At 71.1% G+C, this 22,293-nt stretch carries 19 protein-coding genes and 1 pseudogene; 15 read left to right on the forward strand and 5 right to left on the reverse strand.

From position 1 onward, the window contains the following. The coding region (locus HPY23_RS25265; protein ID WP_478219420.1) for a coiled-coil domain-containing protein at positions 1 to 2,039 on the reverse strand (2,039 nt) is incomplete at its 3' end. Positions 2,040 to 2,534: 495 nt separating this feature from the next. Here HPY23_RS25265 and HPY23_RS25270 point away from each other — a divergent pair. The 8 genes from HPY23_RS25270 to HPY23_RS25305 all read left to right on the forward strand — a co-directional run bounded on the left by HPY23_RS25270 (position 2,535) and on the right by HPY23_RS25305 (position 11,616). After that, positions 2,535 to 2,996, forward strand: a complete 462-nt coding sequence (locus HPY23_RS25270) for a MerR family transcriptional regulator (protein ID WP_060846606.1) — start codon at positions 2,535 to 2,537, stop codon at positions 2,994 to 2,996. Between the two features lie 259 nt (positions 2,997 to 3,255). After that, positions 3,256 to 5,049 (forward strand): acyl-CoA dehydrogenase C-terminal domain-containing protein, encoded by a 1,794-nt coding sequence (locus HPY23_RS25275; RefSeq protein WP_091883323.1) that lies wholly within the window; start codon positions 3,256 to 3,258, stop codon positions 5,047 to 5,049. A 15-nt stretch (positions 5,050 to 5,064) separates the two neighbouring features. Next, the gene (locus HPY23_RS25280) at positions 5,065 to 5,481 is read left to right on the forward strand and encodes a DUF4259 domain-containing protein (RefSeq protein WP_048425943.1); all 417 of its coding nucleotides are present in this window, start codon (positions 5,065 to 5,067) and stop codon (positions 5,479 to 5,481) included. Between the two features lie 93 nt (positions 5,482 to 5,574). Continuing rightward, positions 5,575 to 6,783, forward strand: coding sequence for an acetyl-CoA C-acetyltransferase (locus HPY23_RS25285; protein WP_091883325.1), 1,209 nt, complete (start codon positions 5,575 to 5,577; stop codon positions 6,781 to 6,783). A gap of 5 nt (positions 6,784 to 6,788) precedes the next feature. Continuing rightward, a complete protein-coding gene (locus tag HPY23_RS25290; protein WP_139234891.1) occupies positions 6,789 to 7,319 on the forward strand; it encodes a DUF2059 domain-containing protein in 531 nt (176 codons plus the stop codon). A gap of 22 nt (positions 7,320 to 7,341) precedes the next feature. Continuing rightward, complete coding sequence (locus HPY23_RS25295) at positions 7,342 to 9,543, forward strand: 3-hydroxyacyl-CoA dehydrogenase NAD-binding domain-containing protein (protein WP_091883328.1); 2,202 nt, start codon at positions 7,342 to 7,344, stop codon at positions 9,541 to 9,543. A gap of 301 nt (positions 9,544 to 9,844) precedes the next feature. Beyond that, positions 9,845 to 10,774, forward strand: coding sequence for a diacylglycerol/lipid kinase family protein (locus tag HPY23_RS25300; RefSeq protein WP_091883331.1), 930 nt, complete (start codon positions 9,845 to 9,847; stop codon positions 10,772 to 10,774). Next, positions 10,771 to 11,616: a metallophosphoesterase family protein gene (locus HPY23_RS25305; protein ID WP_060846611.1), complete on the forward strand. Its 846-nt coding sequence runs from the start codon at positions 10,771 to 10,773 to the stop codon at positions 11,614 to 11,616. The genes HPY23_RS25300 and HPY23_RS25305 overlap by 4 nt, the downstream gene beginning before the upstream one ends. 4 nt (positions 11,617 to 11,620) lie before the next feature. Here the strand turns inward: HPY23_RS25305 and HPY23_RS25310 are convergent, their stop codons facing one another. The 4 genes from HPY23_RS25310 to HPY23_RS25325 form a co-directional block, all read right to left on the reverse strand. Further along, the gene (locus HPY23_RS25310; protein ID WP_091883334.1) at positions 11,621 to 12,010 is read right to left on the reverse strand and encodes a RidA family protein; all 390 of its coding nucleotides are present in this window, start codon (positions 12,008 to 12,010) and stop codon (positions 11,621 to 11,623) included. A gap of 42 nt (positions 12,011 to 12,052) precedes the next feature. Continuing rightward, positions 12,053 to 12,520 carry a cupin domain-containing protein gene (locus tag HPY23_RS25315; protein ID WP_091883336.1) on the reverse strand — a complete coding sequence of 156 codons (468 nt, stop codon included), beginning with the start codon at positions 12,518 to 12,520 and terminating at the stop codon, positions 12,053 to 12,055. Positions 12,521 to 12,563: 43 nt separating this feature from the next. Continuing rightward, complete coding sequence (locus HPY23_RS25320; RefSeq protein ID WP_091883339.1) at positions 12,564 to 12,944, reverse strand: hypothetical protein; 381 nt, start codon at positions 12,942 to 12,944, stop codon at positions 12,564 to 12,566. Positions 12,945 to 13,087: 143 nt separating this feature from the next. Beyond that, positions 13,088 to 14,677: a catalase gene (locus HPY23_RS25325; RefSeq protein ID WP_060846615.1), complete on the reverse strand. Its 1,590-nt coding sequence runs from the start codon at positions 14,675 to 14,677 to the stop codon at positions 13,088 to 13,090. A gap of 190 nt (positions 14,678 to 14,867) precedes the next feature. Here HPY23_RS25325 and HPY23_RS25330 point away from each other — a divergent pair, with 190 nt between their 5' ends. The 7 genes and pseudogenes from HPY23_RS25330 to HPY23_RS25360 all read left to right on the forward strand — a co-directional run. Continuing rightward, the gene (locus HPY23_RS25330; RefSeq protein ID WP_060846616.1) at positions 14,868 to 15,836 is read left to right on the forward strand and encodes a LysR substrate-binding domain-containing protein; all 969 of its coding nucleotides are present in this window, start codon (positions 14,868 to 14,870) and stop codon (positions 15,834 to 15,836) included. 68 nt (positions 15,837 to 15,904) lie between these two features. Continuing rightward, a complete protein-coding gene (locus HPY23_RS25335) occupies positions 15,905 to 16,987 on the forward strand; it encodes an AbrB family transcriptional regulator (protein ID WP_200601742.1) in 1,083 nt (360 codons plus the stop codon). Positions 16,988 to 17,099: 112 nt separating this feature from the next. Next, on the forward strand, positions 17,100 to 18,662 hold the full coding sequence (gene ilvA / locus HPY23_RS25340; protein WP_091883677.1) for a threonine ammonia-lyase, biosynthetic: 1,563 nt from the start codon (positions 17,100 to 17,102) through the stop codon (positions 18,660 to 18,662). 199 nt (positions 18,663 to 18,861) lie between these two features. Beyond that, positions 18,862 to 19,767, forward strand: a complete 906-nt coding sequence (lgt, locus tag HPY23_RS25345) for a prolipoprotein diacylglyceryl transferase (protein WP_091883341.1) — start codon at positions 18,862 to 18,864, stop codon at positions 19,765 to 19,767. Further along, positions 19,764 to 20,837 (forward strand): class I SAM-dependent methyltransferase, encoded by a 1,074-nt coding sequence (locus HPY23_RS25350; RefSeq protein ID WP_091883344.1) that lies wholly within the window; start codon positions 19,764 to 19,766, stop codon positions 20,835 to 20,837. The genes lgt and HPY23_RS25350 overlap by 4 nt, the downstream gene beginning before the upstream one ends. A 164-nt stretch (positions 20,838 to 21,001) precedes the next feature. Then, positions 21,002 to 21,766: a peptidoglycan editing factor PgeF gene (gene pgeF / locus HPY23_RS25355; RefSeq protein WP_060849301.1), complete on the forward strand. Its 765-nt coding sequence runs from the start codon at positions 21,002 to 21,004 to the stop codon at positions 21,764 to 21,766. 331 nt (positions 21,767 to 22,097) lie between these two features. Continuing rightward, positions 22,098 to 22,293, forward strand: a pseudogene (locus HPY23_RS25360) (porin family protein); the annotation flags it as partial.

A 22,293-nucleotide genomic window follows, 5' to 3' on the forward strand; every position in this document is an offset into this window, starting at 1 on the left:
CTCTCGCGCAGCGTGTCGCGCAGGTTGCGGGCCGCGCGGCGCGGTGGCGCGGCGAGTGCCGGCGCCGCCTCCTCGGCGCGGATCTCGGCGGGCGCCAGCCGGGCGACCAGCTGCTCGAGGGCCGCGTGCACGCCCTCCATCGTCGCCTGCATGCGCTTGTCGGACGCGGCCTGCTGGGCGCGCATGTCGGCGAGCGCGGACTGGAGGCCGCCCAGCCCCTCGGCGGCGACCGCGCCCTTGCGCTCGGCCCCGAGCGAGTCGGCGACGCTGCGGGCGGCGCGCTCCGCCGCGGCCTGGATCGGCGCCTCGTCGCGCAGGAGCGCGACCTGGGCGAGGAGGTCGCCCATCGTCCGCTCGAGGCCGGCGAGCGCCGGGTCGCTGCCGCGGGTGTCGATGCGGCCGGCCAGCGCCAGGACCTGGCGCTCGAGCCCGTCCAGGGTCTCGCCGCCGGCGCCCGGGCCGACCCGGTCGAGCTTGTCGGCGAGGCTGCGCAGCATGCCGTGGATCGACGCGAGGTCGCTGCTCGGCAGCGCCGGCTGGCGCAGGGCCTCGCCGATCTGCTCGAGGCGCTCCATCACGTCGCCGACGGTGTTCACCGCCGCGACCTGGTCGACCTTGGCCGAGAGGGCGTCGATGCGCCCGAGGATGTCGCCGGCCGCGTTCGGCTGGTCGCGCCGCTCGGCCCGGAGGTCGTCGATCTTGCGGTCGAGGTCGGCGATGCCCTGGACGAGGGCCGGCGCATCCGCGGCCGGGGCGCGCACGCCCTCGCGGATCTCCTCGAGCAGCGGCCGCAGCTCGTTCATCAGCGCCGGGCTGTCGAGCATGCCGTCGCCGAGCCGGGTCACCGTCTCGGTCAGCTCGTCGACGGACCGGGCGAGGTTCTGCACTCGCGCGGGCTCGGCGAGGATCGCGATCTGGGCGCGGATCTCGTCGAGCTCTCCGAACAGCTTGGCGAGCGCGTCGCGGTCGGCGAGGCCGGCGCGGTCGGGGTCGAGCGCGCCGTCGGCCTGGCGGGCCAGACGCTCGACGTCCTGCGCGACCCGTGCATGCACGTCGGCGGCGACCTCCTCGGCGAGGCGGCCGACCTGGACCCGCATCAGGTCGATGGGACCGGCGACCGCCACGAGGTCGGCCGGATCGCGGGCCCGCTGCACCTCGTCGGCGAGGGTGCGGACCGCCTGCTCCAGCGTCACGAGGTCGCCGCTGGTCGCGAGCGAGCCGATGGATTCGCGCAGGCGGGAGGTCTCGGCCTGCAGGCCGGCGATGGCCGGCGAGAGGGCGTCGGCGGCGGCTTCCGTGCTCTCGACCACCCGAGCGAGGTCGCGCCGCAGGCCGTCGACCAGGATCTCGCCCTCCTCCTCGGGAGAGCCTTCGTCCAGCTGCTGCTGGCGCTGGCGGATCTCCGCCACCGCGGCGGCGAGGCTGTCGGGGGCCGGGCGGCCGCGCCGGCCGACCGGGCGCGGGGCCGGCTCGCGCGTGACGGTCTCGGACAGGCGGGTCTCGATGCCCTTCACCGCCTTGGCGACAACCTCGTCCGTTGCCTCGCGGCCCTCGGTGATGCGCCGGTCGATCGCGTCGAGGCGCCGGCCGATCGCCGCCACGGCCTCGATAAGCGCGGCGTCGCCCGAAATCGTCGCCGGGATCGAAGCGGACGGAATCGCCGTGGCCGTGACCGGAGCCTGGGCCGGGACCGGCTGCGCGGGCGCCGGCGGGGAACGGACGGGCTCGGCGACCGGGCCGCGCGCCGCGCGGGGGCGCTGGTGGCGCGGTCCGTCATGATGCCACGAGCGGTCGCCCCGACGGGTCTCCTCGGGATCGGCCGGGAGATAGGCCTGAGCCTGGAACGCATCGTTGCGGGTGCGGCGGGAACCCGCGGCCGCACGGCGTGGTTGCTGACGCACCCCGGCTCGGGCCGACCCCTGGCTGATCGCTTCCGCCAGCCACTCATCCACCGACAGGCCGGCGCGCCGTGCCGCCTCGCGGGCGGCGTCGCGCAGCTCCGGATCGAAGGCGTCGAGGGTAGGAGCGGTCCGTCGCATGGCGGGCTCTGCGCAAGGGTGGCCGAAGGGTCTCGCGGATAGGCACCGGCCGGGGCCGGTCGAAACCCGGCACCCTGCTCGATCGTGAAGATCCGGTCAGCGGCCGCGGCCTGAAAGGTTTCTCCGGGCACTTTCGTTCGACACGGTAAACAAGTGGTTAAGGACCCGCCCGAGCGGCCGCCAGGGAATGGAATCGCTGCCATACGGTTGCGCACGCAACATGATTTTGAGCGATTTATGTCCACAACCACAGCGCGTCATCCGGGCTCGCGCCGGGCGGATTTGGGCGATTTTTGCCGACGATCCGGAACGTAACGGTAAGCCGTTTTTCGTCATAAGCTATTGATACATAACGCTTTTTACCGTAAGTAACACACGCCCAAGTTGGCCTTACCTTTCCCTAAGGGAGGTCATTTGACCTTCTTTGTGTCATCACGGTGCCGATTGGTGCTGGTGGTTTCGGACGCGTCTCGCGGCCCAACGGGGGAAGACGGCATGGCTTATGATCGGCAGACCGAGAGCGGCAGGGGGGCGTCGGTCCGCTCCGGCGGATCCGCGTCGCGCACCGGCCGTCCCTCGGGGCGCTCGACCGCGCCGGCGACCCTGACCATCGGCGACCTCGCCGAGGAGTTCGGCGTCACCCTGCGGGCGCTGCGCTTCTACGAGGCGAAGGGCCTGCTGCATCCGCAGCGCCGCGGGACGACCCGCCTCTACACGGAGGACGATCGCTCGCGCCTCGCGACCATCCTGCGCGGCAAGGAACTCGGCTTCACGCTGCGGGAGATCGCCGCGATGGTCGACGGCGACGAGTTGGCGGAGACCGGGACCGGCGGCGCGCTCGCCCTCAGCCCGGCCCAGGTTGCCGAGCAGATCACCCATCTGGAGAACCAGAAGGCCGAGATCGAGCGTGCGCTCGAGGCCCTGCGCGGCTACGGCAAGGCCGTCGCCAGCGCCTGACCACCGCCCGGCGGCGCCTTGCGGGGGCAGGCGCCGCCCGGAACCGTGACCCGACGATCCGACACCACGATACGCCGTCCCGGCCGCGTCTTGCCGGCGACGTCTTGCCGGCGACGTCTTGCCGGCCGTTTCACCCGTGACGCCTTGGCCGACGCGTCGCCCCCCTTCCGTTCCCCATCGAGATAGTTTAGATATGAACTATCTCGCCGCGGCCGACGCCGTGCGCGGGGAAGGATCTGATCCTGGGAGCGGGGGAAACATGCCGAGCTACAAGGCGCCGGTGGAGGACGTGCTGTTCCTCCTCAACGACGTGTTCGGATTCGCGCGCTACAGCAACCTTCCGGGCTTCGCCGACGCGACGCCCGACGTGGTGGAGGCGGTGATCGCCGAGGGCGCGAAGCTCTGCGAAGAGGTGCTGGCGCCGCTCAACCGCGTCGGCGACACGGAGGGCTGCACCCGCCACCCGGATGGCAGCGTGACGACGCCGAAAGGCTTCAAGGCCGGCTACGACGCCTACGCGGGCGGCGGCTGGATGGGCCTCTCGATGCCGGCCGAATATGGCGGCCAGGGCCTGCCCCACACCCTCAACAGCGTGATGCAGGAATTCGTCTCCGGCGCCAACATCGCGCTCGGCATGTATCCGGGTCTGACGCAAGGCGCCATGGCCGCCCTCCTGGAGCACGGCTCCGAGGAGCAGAAGCAGACCTACCTCCCCAAGATGGTCGAGGGCACCTGGACCGGGACGATGAACCTGACCGAGCCGCATTGCGGCACGGATCTCGGCCTCCTGAAGACCAAGGCCGTGCCGAACGGCGACGGCTCCTACGCGCTCACCGGCACCAAGATCTTCATCTCGGCGGGCGACCACGACCTGTCGGAGAACATCATCCACCTGGTGCTCGCCCGGATCGAGGGCGCGCCGGCCGGCACCAAGGGCATCTCGCTCTTCGTGGTGCCGAAGTTCCTGGTCGGGCCCGACGGAACGGTGGGCGCCCGCAACGGGGTGTCGTGCGGCGCCATCGAGCACAAGATGGGCATCCACGGCAACGCCACCTGCGTGATGAACTACGACGGCGCCACGGGCTGGCTCGTCGGCGAGGCCAATCGCGGTCTCAACGCGATGTTCGTGATGATGAACGAGGCGCGGCTGGCCGTCGGCATCCAGGGCCTCGGCCAATCCGAGGTCGCCTACCAGAATGCCGTCGCCTACGCCCGCGACCGGCTCCAGGGCCGTTCGCTCACCGGCGCCAAGGCGCCCGAGAAGCCTGCCGACCCGATCATCGTCCACCCGGACGTGCGCCGGACGCTGATGACCATCCGGTCGTTCAACGAGGCGGCCCGGGCGCTCGTCATCTGGACCGCGCTCCAGGCCGACATCGCCCACCGCTCCGAGGATCCGGCCGCCCGCCAGGCGGCGGAGGACCACATGGGCCTGCTGACCCCGGTGGTGAAGGGCGTGCTGACCGACCGGGGCTTCGCCAACGCGGTCGACGCCCAGCAGATGTTCGGCGGCCACGGCTACATCGAGGAATGGGGGATGTCGCAATTCGTGCGCGACGCCCGCATCGCCCAGATCTACGAGGGCGCCAACGGCATCCAGGCGATGGACCTCGTCGGCCGGAAACTGCCGCGCGACGGCGGCCGGGCGATGATGCGCTTCCTCGCCGAGGTCGAGGGTTTCTGCAAGGAGAACGCCGAGGACGAGAGCCTCAAGGTGTTCACCGGCCCGCTGATGAAGAGCCTCGGCCACCTGCAGCAGGCGACGATGTGGCTGATGCAGAACGCCATGGCCAAGCCCGACAACGCGGGCGCGGCCGCGACCGACTACATGCACCTGATGGGCCTCGTCGCCATGGGCTACATGTGGGGCCGCATCGCGAAGGCGACCGCCGAGAAAAAGACCTCCGGCGAGGGCATCGCCGAGCGCCTCGACGCGCGGCTTGCCACCGGCCGCTTCTACGTCGAACGTGTGCTGCCCGAGACCGGCACCCGGCTCGCCCGGATCTCGGCCGGGTCGGACGCCGTGATGGCGGTGCCGGCGGAGCTGTTCTAGGCGCTGCGGTCGACCATGGGCGCCTGGGGGCTGGGAGCTTTCGAGAACGACGGCGCTTTCGAGAGTTTCTGTCGTGTGCGGGACGGCAAGATCGACGCGATTGCGCAAGCTTTCGCGTCGGCCCTGGCGCAAGCAGACTATCTGGAGGTCGACGCAGGGCAAAATGCCGTTGCTGCAGCCGAGATGGTCGCGACCGCCTATGATCGACCGGATCGGAAACTGCCCGACGACATAAGAGACATCATCGCTGCTCAAGCGGCGAGGATTCGCGACGTTCCTGAGCTAATCGGACAAGCCCGCGCCTCCCTCGCGCGGGTCTTGACGGACGGTTCGGAGATCGCGGAACTCTGGGACGAAGTGGGCGAAAGTGCCGAGTGGCGTGAACGAGTCACCGATCTCGATCGACGCCTGAACGACATCAAGGGTGCGTAGCACCATCGGGCACTCTCGAGTGCCCAACATTCGCGATATGCGGCGAAGCATGCCAGAGCCTCCCCCCAGAAGGGGCGGCCTGAGGAGGACGAGATGCCCGACGCCTACATCTACGACCACGTCCGCACGCCCCGCGGCCGCGGCAAGCCCGACGGCTCGCTGCACGAGGTGACGGCGCTCCGCCTCGCCGAGACGGCGCTCCGTGCCCTCAAGGACCGCAATTCCCTCGACACCAGGCTCGTCGACGACGTGGTGCTGGGCTGCGTCGATCCGGTCGGCGAGGCCGGCGGCGACATCGCGCGCGCCGCGGCGCTCGTGGCCGATTACGGCATCCACGTCCCGGGCGTGCAGATCAACCGGTTCTGCGCCTCGGGCCTCGACGCGGTGAACTTCGCCGCCGCCCAGGTGATGAGCGGCCAGCACGACATGGCGGTCGGCGGCGGCGTCGAATCGATGAGCCGCATCGGTATCGGCGCGTCGGGCGGCGCCTGGCCGGTCGATCCGGCCATCGCCATCAAGTCGTACTTCATGCCGCAGGGCGTCTCGGCCGACCTGATCGCCACCAAGTACGGCTTTTCCCGCGACGAGTGCGACGCCTACGCGGTCGAATCGCAGAAGCGCGCCGCCCGCTCCTGGGAGGACGGCCGGTTCAGGAACTCGGTCGTGCCGGTGCGCGACGTCAACGGCCTGACGCTGCTGGACCACGACGAGCACCGCCGGCCGAGCACCGACATGCAGTCGCTGGGGTCGCTCAAGCCCTCCTTCGTGCAGATGGGCCAGATGGGCGGCTTCGACGCCGTCGCCATCGACGCGCATCCGGACGTCGAGGCGGTCGAGCACGTCCACCATGCCGGCAACTCGTCGGGCATCGTCGACGGCGCCGCCGCGGTGCTGATCGGCTCGCAGGAAGCCGGCGAGAAGGCGGGCCTGAAGCCCCGCGCCCGCATCCGGGCGTTCGCCAATATCGGCTCGGACCCGGCCCTGATGCTGACCGGCCCGGTCGACGTGACGCGCAAGGTACTGGCGCGCGCCGGGATGAGCATCGGCGACATCGACCTGTTCGAGGTCAACGAGGCCTTCGCGGCGGTGGTGCTTCGCTTCCTCCAGGCCTTCGACGTCGATCCGGCCAAGGTCAACGTCAACGGCGGCGCCATCGCGCTCGGCCACCCGCTCGGCGCCACCGGCGCGATGATCCTCGGCACCGTGCTCGACGAGCTGGAGCGGACGGGCAAGCGGACCGCCCTCGTCACCCTCTGCATCGGCGCCGGCATGGGCACCGCCACCATCATCGAGCGGGTGTGAGCCTGATGCGTCCCCTCCCCCGCCTCGCCGCCGGGCTCGCCCTCGCCCTCGTGCTGGCCGGCACCGCCCGGGCCGACGACGAGCGCCTGACGCTCGCCCGCGACATCGTCACCAAGACGGTGGCGCGCAACCTCACGGCCGCCTTCAAGCAGGCCGAGGAAAAAACCCTCTCGGCGATGACCGCCGAGCAATCGGCCAAGCTGCGCCCGGACCTGGAGAAGACCTTCGCGCAGGAGCGCGACGGCCTCGTCGACGGGCTCGCGAAGGAATACGCGCAGAAGTTCGATGCGGCCGAGCTGAAGCGGCTGGCCGCGATCTACGACGACCCGGTCTACCAGAAGTTCCAGGCGCTCAACGCCGATCCGACCTCGATGGTCACCACGATCACCAAGGACGCGGTGACCAAGATGATGAACCTGCTCTCGCTGGCGGCCCTGTCGCAGCAGGGCAACGGCCAGGCCCCCGCGCCCGGGGCGGCTCCCGCCCCCGCTCCGATGCCCGCACCGGCCCCGGTGCCCGCCCCGGCCAAGCCGTAATCGCTCTCACGAGGCCTTCGCCATGAACCTCACGAATTTCCGCTTCGAGACCGATGCCGACGGCGTGGCGCTCGCCACCTGGGACATGCCCGGCCGCTCGATGAACGTCGTCACCCCGGAGGTGATGGACGAGCTCAACCAGATCGTCGACGCCGTGGTGGCGGACGCCGCCATCAAGGGCTGCGTGATCACCTCGGGCAAGGACACCTTCTCGGGCGGCGCCGACCTGACGATGCTCCAGGGCCTCGGCGTCGAGCACGCCCGGCTGTCGCGCGAGCGCGGCGAGGAGGAGGCGATGCGCTTCTTCTTCGAGGAATCGCGCCGGCTGACGCTCCTCTACCGCAAGCTCGAGACCTGCGGGAAGCCGTTCGCGGCGGCCGTGCAAGGCACCTGCCTCGGCGGCGCCTTCGAGCTGGCGCTGGCCTGCCACCACCGGGTGCTGTCGGACGACGACAAGACCCGCGTCGGCCTGCCGGAGATCAAGGTCGGGCTGTTTCCGGGCGCCGGCGGCACCCAGCGCGTCGCCCGCCTGATGCAGACCGGCGACGCCCTGCAGATGCTCTTCAAGGGCGAGCAGATCCGCCCGCTGATGGCCCGCAACATGGGCCTCGCCCACGCGGTGGCGCCCCGCGCCGAGATCGTCGCGAAGGCGGGTGAGTGGATCAAGGCCGGCGGCTCGGCCGTCGCGCCCTGGGACCAGCCGAAGTTCAAGGCGCCGTCCGGCAAAGTCTACTCCCCCGCCGGGATGATGACCTGGCCGCCGGCCAACGCCATCTACCGCCGCGAGACCCACGACAACTACCCCGCCGCCAAGGCGATCCTGCATGCCGTCTACGAGGGCCTGCAGCTGCCGATGGACCTGGCGCTCAAGGTCGAGAGCCGGTACTTCGCCAAGATCCTGCGCTCGCCGGAAGCGGCCGCGATGATCCGCACCCTGTTCCTGTCGATGGGCGAGCTCAACAAGGGCGCCCGCCGGCCGAAGGGCGTCGGTGCGGTCTCGCTCAAGAAGGTCGGCGTCGTCGGCGCCGGCTTCATGGGGGCGGGTATCGCCTATGTCTCGGCCAATGCCGGGCTCGAGGTCGTGCTGGTCGACCAGTCGGCGGAAGCGGCCGAGAAGGGCAAGGCCTACGCCCACAAGCTCGTCTCCGACCAGATCATGAAGGGCCGCGCCAAGACCGCCGACCGCGACGCGCTCTTGTCCCGCATCACCGCGACGAACGACTACGCCGCGCTCGCCGGATGCGACCTCGTGGTCGAGGCGGTGTTCGAGGACCCGAAGGTCAAGGCCGAGGTGATCGCCAAGGTCGAGGCGGTGATCGGGCCCGACGCGATCTTCGCCTCCAACACCTCGACCCTGCCGATCAGCGGACTCGCCAAGGCCTCGTCGCGATCCGCGCAGTTCATCGGCATCCACTTCTTCTCGCCGGTCGAGAAGATGATGCTGGTCGAGATCATCATGGGAGAGGCGACCGGCGAGCGCGCGCTGGCGGTGGCCCTCGACTACGTCCGGGCAATCAAGAAGACCCCGATCGTCGTCAACGACGCCCGCGGCTTCTTCGCCAACCGCTGCGTCGGCGCCTACATCCTCGAAGGCCACCTGATGCTGGCCGAGGGCGTGCCGGCGGCGATGATCGAGAATGCCGGGCGCCAGGCCGGCATGCCGGTGGGCCCGCTCTCGCTCAACGACGAGGTCGGCGTCGACCTCGCCCTCAAGATCGTCAAGGCGACGAAGGCACAGGTCGGCGAGGCTGCCGTCAATCCGCACCAGGAGCGTCTGCTCACGGCGCTGGTCGAGGGCGAGGGCCGGCTCGGGCGCAAGAACCGCAAGGGCTTCTACGATTATCCCGAGCAGGGTTCGAAGAAGCTGTGGCCGGGGCTGCGCGACCTGCAGGAGACGAAGGTCGACCCGGATTCAGTGGACTTCTCGGAGCTGAAGCAGCGCCTCCTCGTCACCCAGGCGCTGGAGGCGGCCCGCACATTCGGCGAGGGCGTCGTCACCGACCCGCGCGAGGCCGATGTCGGCTCGATCCTCGGCTTCGGCTTCGCGCCGTTCACCGGGGGCGCCCTGTCCTACATCGACTTCATGGGCGCGGCGCGGTTCGTCGAGCTGTGCCGCACGCTGGAGGCCAGGCACGGAGCCCGCTTCGCCCCGCCGGCGACCCTGGTGGCGATGGCCGAGCGCGGCGGCACCTTCTACGGCGAGGCGGCGAAGAAGGCCGCGTGACAGGCGCGCGGCGCGAAAGCCGGGTCGACCTGCTTGCCCGGCTCGCCCCATTCAACACCTCATCCTGAGGCGTCAGTCCATCGAAGTTGGACTGACCTCGAAGGAGGGTTCCAGTGATCGCGAGACGTCAGGAGCCCTCTTTCGAGGCTCCCTTCGGTCGCACCTCAGGATGAGGCGGGGGGTTGGGATGGGCGAGGGCATGAGATCAGAGCGAACGCGAGACGATCCCGCCCTGCCATCTGCCTGAGATGCATCACGGGCATCCTGTCCGGGCGGCGCCTTCGCCGTCTGGAACGACCGTGTGACGAATCAGAACACTCCTTCGCCCGCCCGCCGGATCGTGCTGGTGGCGAATGTCGCGGCGGGCTCGCTGGTCGATGGAGGATTGACGCCGGAGGTCCTCGGCAAGCGCCTGGAGGCGGCGGGCCTGGACGTGGTGGCCGAGCCGCGCCCGGATGCGCCCCTGCCCGAACGGCTGGAAGCCGCGGCGACCATGCCTGATATCGACGCCGTGGCGGTGGCCGGCGGCGACGGGACCCTGGCCTGCGCCGCGCAGGCCCTGACCGGCAAGCAAGCCCCCCTCGGCATCCTGCCGCTCGGCACCATGAACCTGCTGGCGAAGGACCTCGGGCTGCCCCTCGACCTCGACGCGGCGGTGCAGGTGCTGGCGACCGGCACGGTGCGGGCGATCGATGCCGGCGAGGTCAACGGCCACGTCTTCCTGATCAACTCGGTGCTCGGCTTGCCGGCCCGGATGGCCCGCCACCGCGAGGCGAAACGCGGGCGGATGGGCGTGCTCGACGTGGTCAGGATGGGGGCCGGCCTCCTGCGCCATCTCGGGCGCTACCCGCGGGACCGCGCCGTGCTCACCCTCGCGGGCGAGAGCCGGCGCGTGCGCTTCCGGACGCTGGCGGTGGTCTGCGGCGACTACCGGGAAGGATTGGGCCAGGTTCTCTCGCGCGCGGGCGTCGACGGCGGGCACCTCACGCTCTACCTCGTCGAGACCCTGTCGGCGGCGCGGCTCGTGCGGCTCGGGCTCGGCTTCGCGGTCGGCGAGTGGCGCCGCCTGCCCGACCTCGAACGGCACGAGACCGACGCCCTGATGCTCGACGCCCGCAAGGCCCTGCGGGTCATGAACGACGGAGAGGTCGTGCTGATCGCCCCACCCCTGCACTACCGCCTTCGCGCGTCCGCCCTGCGGGTCCTCGTACCGGCGGAGGATCCCCGGTGAAGCGGATCGCCCATATCTCGGACCTGCATTTCGGCCGCACCGACCCGGCCGTGGTGGAAGGCCTGGTGGCGGAGCTGAACCGCGACGGCCCGGACCTGATCATCATCTCGGGCGACTTCACCATGCGGGCCCGCACCCGGGAATACCTGGAGGCCAAGGCCTTCCTCGACCGGCTGCCGCATCCCTGGATCGCCGTGCCGGGCAACCACGACATCTCGCCGTTCCGGCTCTGGCAGCGCTTCTTCCATCCGTTCCGGCGCTACAAGCGCTACGTCGCGCCCGAGACCGAGCCGGTCTTCCAGGACGACGAGATCGCGGTGATCTGCCTCAACACCGTGCGGACCTGGGCGCCGGAGACCGACTGGTCGCAGGGCAAGATCACCCGGGCGCAGATCCGCCGCACGGAAGCCAAGCTCGACGCCCTGCCGCCGGGGCTGTTTCGCATCGTGGTCGGCCACCACCCGTTCATGCCCCCGCCCTGGGACGAGGAGGCGCGCCTGGTCGGCCGGGCCGACGAGGCGCTCGACGCCTTCCAGCGCCACGATGTCGGCCTGACGCTCGCCGGCCATCTCCACCGCGGCTACGCCCGCTTCGCCGAGCCGACCCCGGACGGCCCGAAGGCCGAGCTCGACCGGCCGGTGGCCGAGGCGAGCGCCCGGCGCCTGCTCGCGGTCCAGGCCGGCTCCGCCACCTCGACGCGGCTGCGCGGCAACGAGCCCAACGCCTACAACCGGATCACGGTTGAGAACGGGGTCGCCACCGTGCAGGTGCGGTTGTGGACCGGCACGGATTGGTGCGACGCCGCCGAATCGGGCGCGGCACGGTGCGCGGCGCCCGAGTGACGAATCAGGCGGCCGGCGGCAGGGCCGCCGTCACCTCGATCTCGACCTTCATCTCCGGCCGCAGCAGGCCGGCCACCACCACCAGGGTCGCGGCCGGCCGGATCTCCCGCAGCACCCGGCCGCAGACGGTGAGCACCGCCTCGGCGTCCGTGCGGTCGGTGACGTAGTAGGTGGCGCGCACGACCTGCTCCAGCGACGATGCCGCTTCGTCGAGCACGCCCGCGATGGTGCGCCAGCACGCCTCCGCCTGCGCCCCGGCCTCCTCCGGCAGGGTCATCGCGGCATAGTCGTAGCCGGTGGTGCCGGCGACGAACACGAAGCCGTTCTGCACCACCGCGCGGGAATAGCCGTAGTCGCGCTCGAAGCTGGAGCCGCCGTCGATCCGCCGCCGCATGTCCCCTGCCCTCCCGATTCGGCACGCGGACAGCATGGCGCGTCAGCCGACCTCGCTCCAGCCCGCGAAGCCGGCGAGCGGCTCCTGGTCGTAAGCCGCCATCAGGGCCCGCATCGCGGGCTCGTCCCGCAGGCGACCCTCCCTGGCCAATGCCGCCAGCCCCTCGAAGAAGCCCTCGCGACGGAGCGCCGGGGTGAAGGTCAGGGTGAAACGCACCGGGGCATCGCCGCGATTGGCGAAGGCATGCGGCTCGCCGGGGCGCACCAGCACGAACTCGCCGGGGCCCGCCGTCACGTCGCGGTCGTTCAGCCGCAGGGTGAGCGCGCCCTCATGCACCTCGAACGCCTCGGTCAACCGGGCGTGGCGGTGCAAACCCGCCCCGGGCGAGCGCGCCGCCAGGGTGACGGCATAGATGCCGATCGCGTCGCCGGTAGCGTCGCTGCGGGCGAGGTAGCGCACCCGCATCCCGCCGATCGTGACGCCGGTGCCTGGTTCGGGGCTCGTGTCCATGGCGGGGCTCCTCGTCCGGGGGCGGACCTGAAACAACGCCGGGTCAGGGCTTCAGGATGCGGACCGGGGTGATCACCGCGCCGATGATGACCAAGGTCTGCAAGCCGATCGCCCCGACGACCCAGTTGATGACGTCGGTCTTCGCTTCGGCCACCTGTGACTTGATCTCGGATCGGAGCGTCGCATCCATCGTCCGGATGTCGCTGGCGACCACCTTGACCTCTGCGCGAAGGCTGGTCTCGACCGTCGTTATGTCCGTCCGCAGGGCCGATTCGGACGCCTTCACGTCGGCCTTAACCGCGAGATCACCCTGTACCGCCTCCAAGATCGCTTTGGCGAAGCCCTCAGCCTGATCCGGCGACAGCTTCTCCTTGTCCCGCAGGGTGCGAGCCAGCTTCAGGGTGTCGACAGCGACGGCGGTCATGCAGCGCGTCCGGGCACGCGATCATGACTCGATCGAGGGTAGCCCCTCGACCGTTCCACCGCCCTCCTTCCCCTAAGTAAAAACCCCGCCCGGATCGCTCCGGGCGGGGTTCGTCACTTACTCAAGTCGTTGAGGTTTCGGCCTTACTCGGCCGCGACCTTGTGGGCCTGCGAGCCGTCGGTGTAGGTCTCGGGCTTCAGGCGCTGGCCCGGGGCGGCGCGGCCCGGCAGCGGCGGCAGGGCCTTGGCCTTCTCGAGGTCGATGCCGGCGCCCTCCGCGACGCGGCGGCCGTAATCCTCGTCGGCGTGCCAGAAGTGCCAGACCATCCGAAGCTGGATCGCCTCGGGGCACTCCTTCATGTCGGCCACGAGGTTGGCGATCAGGTCGTCGCGCTCCCAATCCTCGAAGGAGCGGTACCGCACGCCGGCCTGGGTGTAGTCGTCCTCGGTGCGGCTGGTCTGGTAGCGGCCGAGCTTGCCCTCGACCGGCTGGTGGTACTCGCGCGCGGGCTTGGGCGCCTCGCGCAGGCCCTGAGCGAGGGTGCTCGGCTCGTAGTTGATGTGCTTGTTCTCGCCGACGCCGTCGACGTAGAACGTCATCTGGCCGTCGCGCTGGTTGGTGGCGGTCTTCACGCCCGGAGCCGGCGCGTTGATCGGCAGCTGCAGGTAGTTCGGGCCGACGCGGTAGCGCTGCGTGTCCGAGTAGGACAGGGTGCGCCCCTGGAGCATCTTGTCGTCCGAGAAGTCGATCCCGTCGACCAGCACGCCGGTCCCGAAGGCCGACTGCTCGACATCGGCGAAGAAGTTGTCCGGCACCCGGTCGAGCACCATGCGACCGCAGGGCAGCAGCGGGAACTGGTCCACCGGCCACAGCTTGGTGTCGTCGAGCGGATCGAACGACAGATGGTCGTTGGGGCCGTCCGGCATGATCTGCACCGCGAACTCCCATTCGGGGAAGTTGCCGGCGGCGATGTTGTCGTACAGGTCCTTGGTCGCGTGACCGACGTCGCGGCCCTGGATCTCGGCGGCCTGGGCCGAGGTCAGGTTGCGCACGCCCTGCTTCGGGATGAAGTGGAACTTGCACAGATGCGCCACGCCCTGGTCGTTGACCAGCTTGTAGGTGTTGACACCCGAGCCCTCCATCTCGCGATAGTTGGCGGGGATACCCCAAGGCGACTTCAGGTGGGTCACCATGTGGATCGACTCGGGGTGCGCCGCCACGAAGTCGAAGAAGCGCCAGGCCTCCTGGCGGTTGGTCACCGGGTCGGGCTTGAAGGCGTGGATCATGTCCGGGAACTTGATCGCGTCCCGGATGAAGAAGACCTTCAGGTTGTTGCCGACGAGGTCCCAGTTGCCGTCGACGGTCTTGAACTTCACCGCGAAGCCGCGCGGGTCGCGGGCGGTCTCCGGGCTCTCCTTGGCGCCGGCCACGGTCGAGAAGCGCACGAACATCGGCGTCTTCACGCCGGTCTCGTTGAGGACTCGGGCGCGGGTGTACTTGGAGGCCGGCTCGCCGCCGATCGTGCCGTAGGCCTCGAAGTAGCCGTGGGCGCCGGCGCCGCGGGCGTGCACGACGCGCTCGGGGATCCGCTCACGGTCGAAATGGGTGATCTTCTCGATGAACTGGTAGTTCTCGAGGGTCGCCGGGCCACGCTCGCCGACCGTGCGCAGGCTCTGATTGTCGCGGACCGGATGGCCCTGGCGGGTCGTCAGGATCGGGCGTTGGTCGCTCATGGAAACTCCTTTGACGTGCAGGCACGGGGTGCCCGGACGGATCACCGCGGGGACACCGTGCGAGGGACCGCTCACATGGGGTCGGTGGGCGGGCAGCCCAACACCCTCGAAGTGGTCTCGCTCCAACCTATGACCCCTGCGTGACCCGAAAACAAATGCATCGTTGCGAAGTTTGCGATAGATGCAGCCTATGAATGTCTCCGGCCTGTCCCTGCGCGATCTCGAATACGTCGTGGCGGTGGCCGAGGAAGGCCATTTCGGCCGCGCCGCCGAACGCTGCGCCGTCAGCCAGCCGACCCTGAGCGTGCAGGTGCGCAAGCTCGAGGAGTTTCTCGGCGTAGCCCTGTTCGAGCGCTCGAACCGCCGGGTGCTGCTCACGCCCGGCGGACAGGCGGTGGTTCGCCAGGCCCGGGCGGTGCTGGCGGAGGCGCGGGCGCTGCTGCTCGTCGCCCGCGAGGGGCGCGACGACGGAACCCTGCGCGGCCGCCTCGTCCTCGCGGCGATCCAGACGCTCGGCCCCTACCTGTTTCCCAAGGTGCTGCGGGACCTGCGCGAGGCCTTCCCGCACCTCGCCCTCGCGCTCAGCGAGGGGCGCACCGCCGAGATCCTGGATGCCCTGCGCGAGGGCAGGGCCGACGCGGCGCTCGTCTCCCTGCCGGTTCCCGAGACCGGGCTCGCGGTCGCGCCGCTGTTCGACGAGCCGTTCCTGCTCGCCTGTCCGGCCGAGCACGCCTTCGCCGCCGGCCCGGCGCCGCGGGCCGGCGACCTCGCGGGCACGGACCTGCTGCTCCTCGACGAGGGCAACTGCCTGCGCGACCAGGCGGCGGCGGCCTGCGGCGCCGGGCCGGCGAGCGGGCGCCACGCCACCAGCCTCGAGACCCTGCGCTCGATGGTGGCGGCGGGCGCCGGCTATACCCTGCTGCCGGCCCTCGCCGCTCCGCCCGGGCCGGACCCGACCGGCCTCACGGTCTGCCGCGGCTTCGGCCCGGACGGGCCGCGGCGCACCATCGCGCTCGCCTGGCGGGCGAGCGACCCCCGCGCCGAGGGACTGGCCGAGCTCGCCGGCTTCTTCCGCCGACATGCGCCGCACGCAACGCTGCCCGTCGGTCACCCGGTCGCGACCGCCCCGCGCGGCGACAGGACGGCGATTTCCGTATAGCGGCTCGTGCGCAACGATTCCTCCGGCGCGACCCGATCCGCGCTCCCATGCCCGATTCCCCCGCCGCCATGGATGCCAGGCCCCCCGCCCCTCCGCTCTCGCTCCGCCCGCTCGCGCGGATGGCGATCCTGTGGGCGGGCCTCGTCCTCGCCTCCGGCGCGCTGGCGGGGCTGTTCCAGCTCACCGGCTTCCCGGCCGCCCTGCTGCTTGGCCCGATGCTCGCGGCGATCGCCTTCGGGGTGCGGGGCGCCCCGATCCGGGTGCCGAAGGTCGGCTTCCAGGCCGCGCAGGCGATGATCGGCTGCCTCGTCGCCCACGCGGTCAACGCCTCGATCGTCGCGACGCTGATGGAGGACGGACTGCTGATCCTGGCGGTGGTCGGCGTCACCGTGGTGGCCTCGGCGATGACCGGCTGGATCCTCACCCACATCCGCCTCCTGCCCGGCACCACCGCGGCCTGGGGCTCGTCGCCGGGCGGGGCCTCCGCCATGGTGGCGATGGCCGAGGAATTCGGCGCCGATCCGCGTCTCGTCGCCTTCATGCAGTACGTCCGGGTCGCCTGCGTGGCGCTCACCGCTTCGGTGGTCGCCCGCCTGCTGGCCGGGAGCGGCGGGACCGTGCCGGGCGGCGACATGGCGCCGGGGCCGCCGGCGGTCCTCGCCACCCTGGCGGTCGCGGGTGTCGGCGCCTGGGCGGGCCTGCGGCTGCGCGTGCCGGCCGGCGCGATGATCGGCCCGCTCGTCCTCGGCGCCGCGCTCCACGCCACCGGGCTCGCCGCGATGGCGCTGCCGTCCTGGCTCCTCGCGCTGGCCTATGCGGGCATCGGCTGGACGGTGGGCCTGCGCTTCACCCCCGCCACCGTGCGGGCGACGATCCACGCCCTGCCGGCGGTTCTGGTCGCGACCTTCGGGCTGATCGGGCTCTGCGGCCTGTGGGCCTGGGGCCTGACCTTCCTGCTGCCGATCGACTTCCTGACCGCCTACCTGGCGACGAGCCCGGGCGGGCTCGATTCGGTGGCGATCATCGCCGTCGGCACCCATTCCGACGTCTCGTTCGTGCTGGCGGTGCAGACCCTGCGGCTCCTCGTCGTCATCGTCACCGGCCCGCTGGTGGCGAAGTGGATCTCCCGGGGCGCCGCCCCCGCCGCCTGAGACGTTCGCGCATCTGTCAAGCTCGCATTCCGCTGCGAAACCCGCTATCCCGGCGCCGGAGGGCTCGAGCCCCGGCGCGACGCCCTCGCCCGTTCCGGACATGTTTGAAGCCGTGCACGACTACATCAAGAAGATCCTCGGCGCCCGCGTCTACGACGTCGCCGTCGAGAGCCCGCTGGATCCGATGCCGCGCCTGTCGCAGCGCCTCGGCGCCCAGGTGCTGCTCAAGCGCGAGGACCTGCAGCCGGTCTTCTCGTTCAAGATCCGGGGCGCCTACAACAAGATGGCGAGCTTGGGCGCGGACGCGCTCGCCCGCGGCGTGATCTGCGCCTCGGCCGGCAACCACGCGCAGGGCGTGGCGCTCGCCGCCAAGCGGCTCGGCGTCACCGCGGTGATCGTGATGCCGCGCACCACCCCGGCGATCAAGGTCGAGGGCGTGAAGTCCCGCGGCGGCCAGGTCGTCCTGCACGGCGACGCCTTCGACGAGGCCTATGCCCACGCCAAGACGCTGGAGGCCGAGCAGGGCCTGACCTTCATCCACCCCTACGATGACCCCGACGTGATCGCCGGCCAGGGCACGATCGGCCTCGAGATCCTGCGCCAGCACGGCGCCCCGATCGAGGCGGTGTTCGTGCCGGTCGGCGGCGGCGGCCTCGCGGCGGGTGTGGCCACCTTCGTCAAGTTCATGCGGCCCGAGACCAAGGTCATCGGCGTCGAGCCCGCCGACGCCGCCAGCATGAAGGCGGCGATCGAGGCCGACGAGCGGGTGATCCTCGACTCGGTCGGCCTGTTCGCCGACGGCGTCGCCGTGCGCCAGGCCGGGGAGGAGACGTTCCGGCTCTGCCGCCAGTACCTCGACGAGGTGATCACCGTCGACACCGACGCGATCTGCGCCGCGGTCAAGGATGTGTTCGACGACACCCGCGCCATGTCAGAGCCGTCGGGCGCGCTGGCGCTCGCCGGCCTCAAGGAATACGCCGCCCGCGGCAGCCTCGGGGCCGGGTCGCTGGTAGCGATCAACAGCGGCGCCAACCTCAACTTCGACCGGCTGCGCCACATCGCCGAGCGGGCCGAGATCGGCGAGCGGCGCGAGGCCCTGCTCGCCGTCACCATCCCGGAGCGGGCCGGCAGCTACCGCGCCTTCATCCGGGCGCTCGGCCGGCGTGCCATCACCGAATTCAACTACCGCTACGCGCCCGGCGCCGAGGCGCAGATCTTCGTCGGCGTGCAGCTCTCCGGCGGCCGGCCCGAGAAGGAGGCCATGGTCGAGGAGTTGCGCCGTCTCGGCTACGCCGTGACGGACCTCACCGACAACGAGGTGGCCAAGCTGCACGTCCGCTACATGGTCGGCGGCCGGGTGACGGGCCTCGCCGACGAGCGGCTCCTGCGCTTCGAGTTCCCGGAGCGCCCGGGCGCGCTGCTCAAGTTCCTCGACAGCCTCGGCGTGACCTGGAACATCTCGCTGTTCCACTACCGCAACCACGGCGCCGATTACGGCCGGGTGCTCGCCGGCATCCAGGTGCCCGAATCGGAGCGCGGCCGGTTCGCCGCGGCGCTCGCCGAGCTCGGCTACGAGCACGTCGACGAGACCGACAACGCGGCCTACCGGCTGTTCCTCGACTGTCAGCCGAGGGCGGTGCCGTCACCGGCCGCCGCAGTGGCGCCGGCGGCGTAAGGCGATCTCCGCTCGATTCGCCCGAAGAAAGTTAGAACGCACCTCCCCTCTCCCATGGGGAAAGGGGGGGCGCGCTCAGGGGATGCCGGGACGGAGCGTGGCACTCGAACATTCCTGCGGGTGACGCCCCACCCTCGCCACGCTCGCGCGGCACGAGAGCCGCCTTGACGCCGCCGCGCCGCCGGTTCACCTCCCCCCGATGCCTCCGCTCCTCGCCCTGCCCTTCCCCGCCATCGACCCCGTCGCGGTCGCGATCGGGCCGCTGCAGATCAAGTGGTACGCCCTCGCCTACATCGTGGGCCTGGTGGGCGGCTGGTTCTACGCCAAGCGCCTGGTCTCGACGCCGTCTTTGTGGGGCGCGGTGCGCCGGCCCACCCCCCTCGACATCGACGACCTGATCGTCTGGGTCGCCCTCGGCGTCGTGCTGGGCGGGCGGATCGGCTACGTGCTGTTCTACAACCTCGCCGCCTACCTCTCGCACCCGGCCGAGATCCTGGCGATCTGGCGCGGCGGCATGTCGTTCCACGGCGGCTTCCTCGGCGCGGTCCTGGCGCTGGTGCTGTTCTCCCGCCGACGCGGCCTCAACACCTACGCGATGCTCGACCTCGCCGCGGTGGTGGTGCCGATCGGGCTGTTCTTCGGGCGCATCGCCAACTTCGTGAACGGCGAGCTGTGGGGCCGGACGGCGCCGGACTTTCCCTACGCCATCGTCTTTCCGAACGGCGGGCCGCTGCCGCGCCACCCGAGCCAGCTCTACGAGGCCGTCGCCGAGGGCCTGGTGCTGTTCGTCCTGATGGCGCTCGCGGTGCGCCGCGTCGGCTTCCGCCGACCTGGGCTGCTCGGCGGCCTGTTCGTCGTCGGCTACGCCGTCGCCCGCACCACCTGCGAGTTCTTCCGCGAGCCCGACCCGCAGCTCGGCTTCCTGTTCGGCACCCATGTCGAGGCGTTCGGCGGCGGCATCACCATGGGGATGCTGCTGTGCGTGCCGATGGTGATCGTCGGCGCGATCTTCATCGTGCGGGCTTTGCGCGGCGACACGCGGCCCCGGCCACGGCTCGACGGGAACGCGGTCGAGGCCGAGTCCTCCGGGATGACGTCGACGTGAGCGAGACGCCGCTCCTCGGCGAGCTGCGCCGCCTGATCGCCCTCGACGGGCCGATCTCCGTCGAGCGCTACATGGCGCTCTGCCTCGGCCACCCGGTCCACGGCTACTACCGCACCCGCGACCCCCTCGGCGCGGCCGGCGACTTCACCACCGCGCCGGAGATCAGCCAGATCTTCGGCGAGCTTCTCGGCCTGTGGACCGCGGAGGTCTGGCACGGCCTCGGCCGGCCGGGCGCGTTCCACCTCGTCGAGCTCGGCCCAGGACGCGGCACGCTGATGGCCGACGCCCTGCGCGCCCTGCGCGCCGCCGCGCCCGACTGCCTGGCGGCGGCCGACCTCCACCTCGTCGAGACGAGCCCGGTGCTGCGGGCGGCCCAGGCCCGGGCACTCCCGGGCGCCGCCCCGACCTGGCACGAGAGCATCGACACCCTGCCGGCCGGTCCGATGATCGCGCTCGCCAACGAGTTCTTCGACGCCCTGCCGGTGCGCCAGTACCAGCGCACCGAGCGCGGCTGGTGCGAGCGCCGGATCGGCCTCGGGCCCGACGATGCCCTCGCCTTCGGCCTGAGCCCGGACCCGACGCCCGAGATCGCCGCGGACGGGGCGCCCGGCGCGGTCCTGACCCTGCCGGCAGTCGCCCTCGACCTCGCGCGCCACCTCGCCGGCCGGCTCGCCCGCGAGGGCGGCGCGCTCCTCGCCATCGATTACGGCGACCTCTACGGCGGCACCGCCGACACGCTCCAGGCGGTGGTCCGCCACCGCTTCGCCGACCCCCTGGCCGCCCCCGGCGAGGCCGATCTCACCGCCCAGGTCGATTTCGCCGCCCTCGCCCGCGCCGCCGCCGGGGAAGGCGCCGTGGTGCACGGACCCGCGACGCAGGCCGACTTTCTCCTGGCCCTCGGCCTCGCCCAGCGGGCGGAGCGCCTCGCCGCCCGGGCGAATCCCGAGCAGGCCGCCGCCGTCAGGGCCGGGGCCGACCGCCTGACCGACCGCGCCACCCGCGGCATGGGCCACCTGTTCAAGGTGATGGGGCTCGCCGGACCGAACCAGCCCGCGCTTCCCGGCTTCTAGAGAGCCCCACGATCGCGTTGCACTCGCGAAGCGCTCCAGGTCTTTGATTTCGCCGCATTGTCTTCGACGACCGGCATCCGCTTCATCGGAAAATGCCCTCGATTCCCGCTTTCGACACGATTGCCGGGCGAAGGTGCGGGATGCTCCCCGAGGACGATTCCGCCATGGTCATCGACGCGCCCGCCCTGCAGCTCCCCGGCATCCGCCACGCCTTCTTCACCCGGCAAGGCGGGGTGTCGGAGGGGCTCTACGCCTCGCTCAACGGCGGCCTCGGCTCCGGCGACGACCCCGAGCGGGTCCGCGAGAACCGCCGCCGCATGACGGAGCGGCTCGGGCTGCCCCCCGAGAACCTCGTCAGCCTGTATCAGGTGCATTCGGCGGAGGCCGTGGTGGTCGAGGCGCCCTTCCCCGAGCGTCCCCGCGCCGACGCGATGGCGACCCGGGTGCCGGGCCTGGGCCTCGGCATCCTGACCGCCGATTGCGGACCGATCCTGTTCGCCGATGCGGAAAACCGCGTCGTCGGCGCGGCCCATGCCGGCTGGAAGGGCGCGCTCACCGGCGTGATCGAGGCGACGCTCTCGGCCATGGAAGGTCTCGGCGCCGACCGGGCCCGGACCGTCGCGGTGCTCGGCCCGACGATCGGCGCCTCCGCCTACGAGGTCGGCCCCGAGTTCCGCGAGCGCTTCGAGGCCGAGGACGCGGCGAATGCCCGCTACTTCGCCGTGAGCCCGGAGCGGCCGACCCACAGCCTGTTCGATCTTCCCTCCTACATCGTCGCGCGGCTGCAACGCGCCGGAATCGGCACGGTGGCCAATCTCGGCCTGTGCACCTACGCCGACCCGGAGCGATTCTTCAGCTACCGCCGCACCACCCACCGCCAGGAGGCCGATTACGGCCGCCTCGTCTCGGCGATCGCCCTCGCGCCCTGACGCTGCTCCAGCCCCCTCCCCAGGTGCGATTCCGCACGCGAACCGCCCGCCTTAGGGCGCCGTTCGGCTTTCGTTAGGATTGCTGGGGCAAGCGTAGAAAAAAATATGTGCGCCGATGAACCTTGGCCGTTCGCGCGCGTTAAGGGGGATAAGGAGCCAAGGGAATGCTCGCGATGAACAGCCGTTAAGGCCGCGGTGAAACTCACCAGCGTTGTCGCGAGGACACAGCTTTCACCGGGCTACCGGGGTATGTCGTGGACACTGCTTCGGACGGCCACCGACCCGAAAACGGGCGCGGCCTCCGCCGCATAGTAGGAAGGACCAGTTTCCCATGAAGTCGCTTCTCAAGAGCGCTACCGCCCTCGCCGGCGTCCTCGTTGCCGGTTCGGCTCTCGCCGCCGACCTGCCGCGTCGCGTCGCCCCGCCGCCGGTCTTCACCCCGGTGCCGGTCTTCACCTGGACGGGCTTCTACGCCGGTTTCAACGCCGGTTACGGCTTCAACACCGCTGACACCCGCGCCCCGACCG

The sequence above is a fragment of the Methylobacterium ajmalii genome, assembly GCF_016613415.1.
Classification (GTDB): domain Bacteria; phylum Pseudomonadota; class Alphaproteobacteria; order Rhizobiales; family Beijerinckiaceae; genus Methylobacterium; species Methylobacterium ajmalii.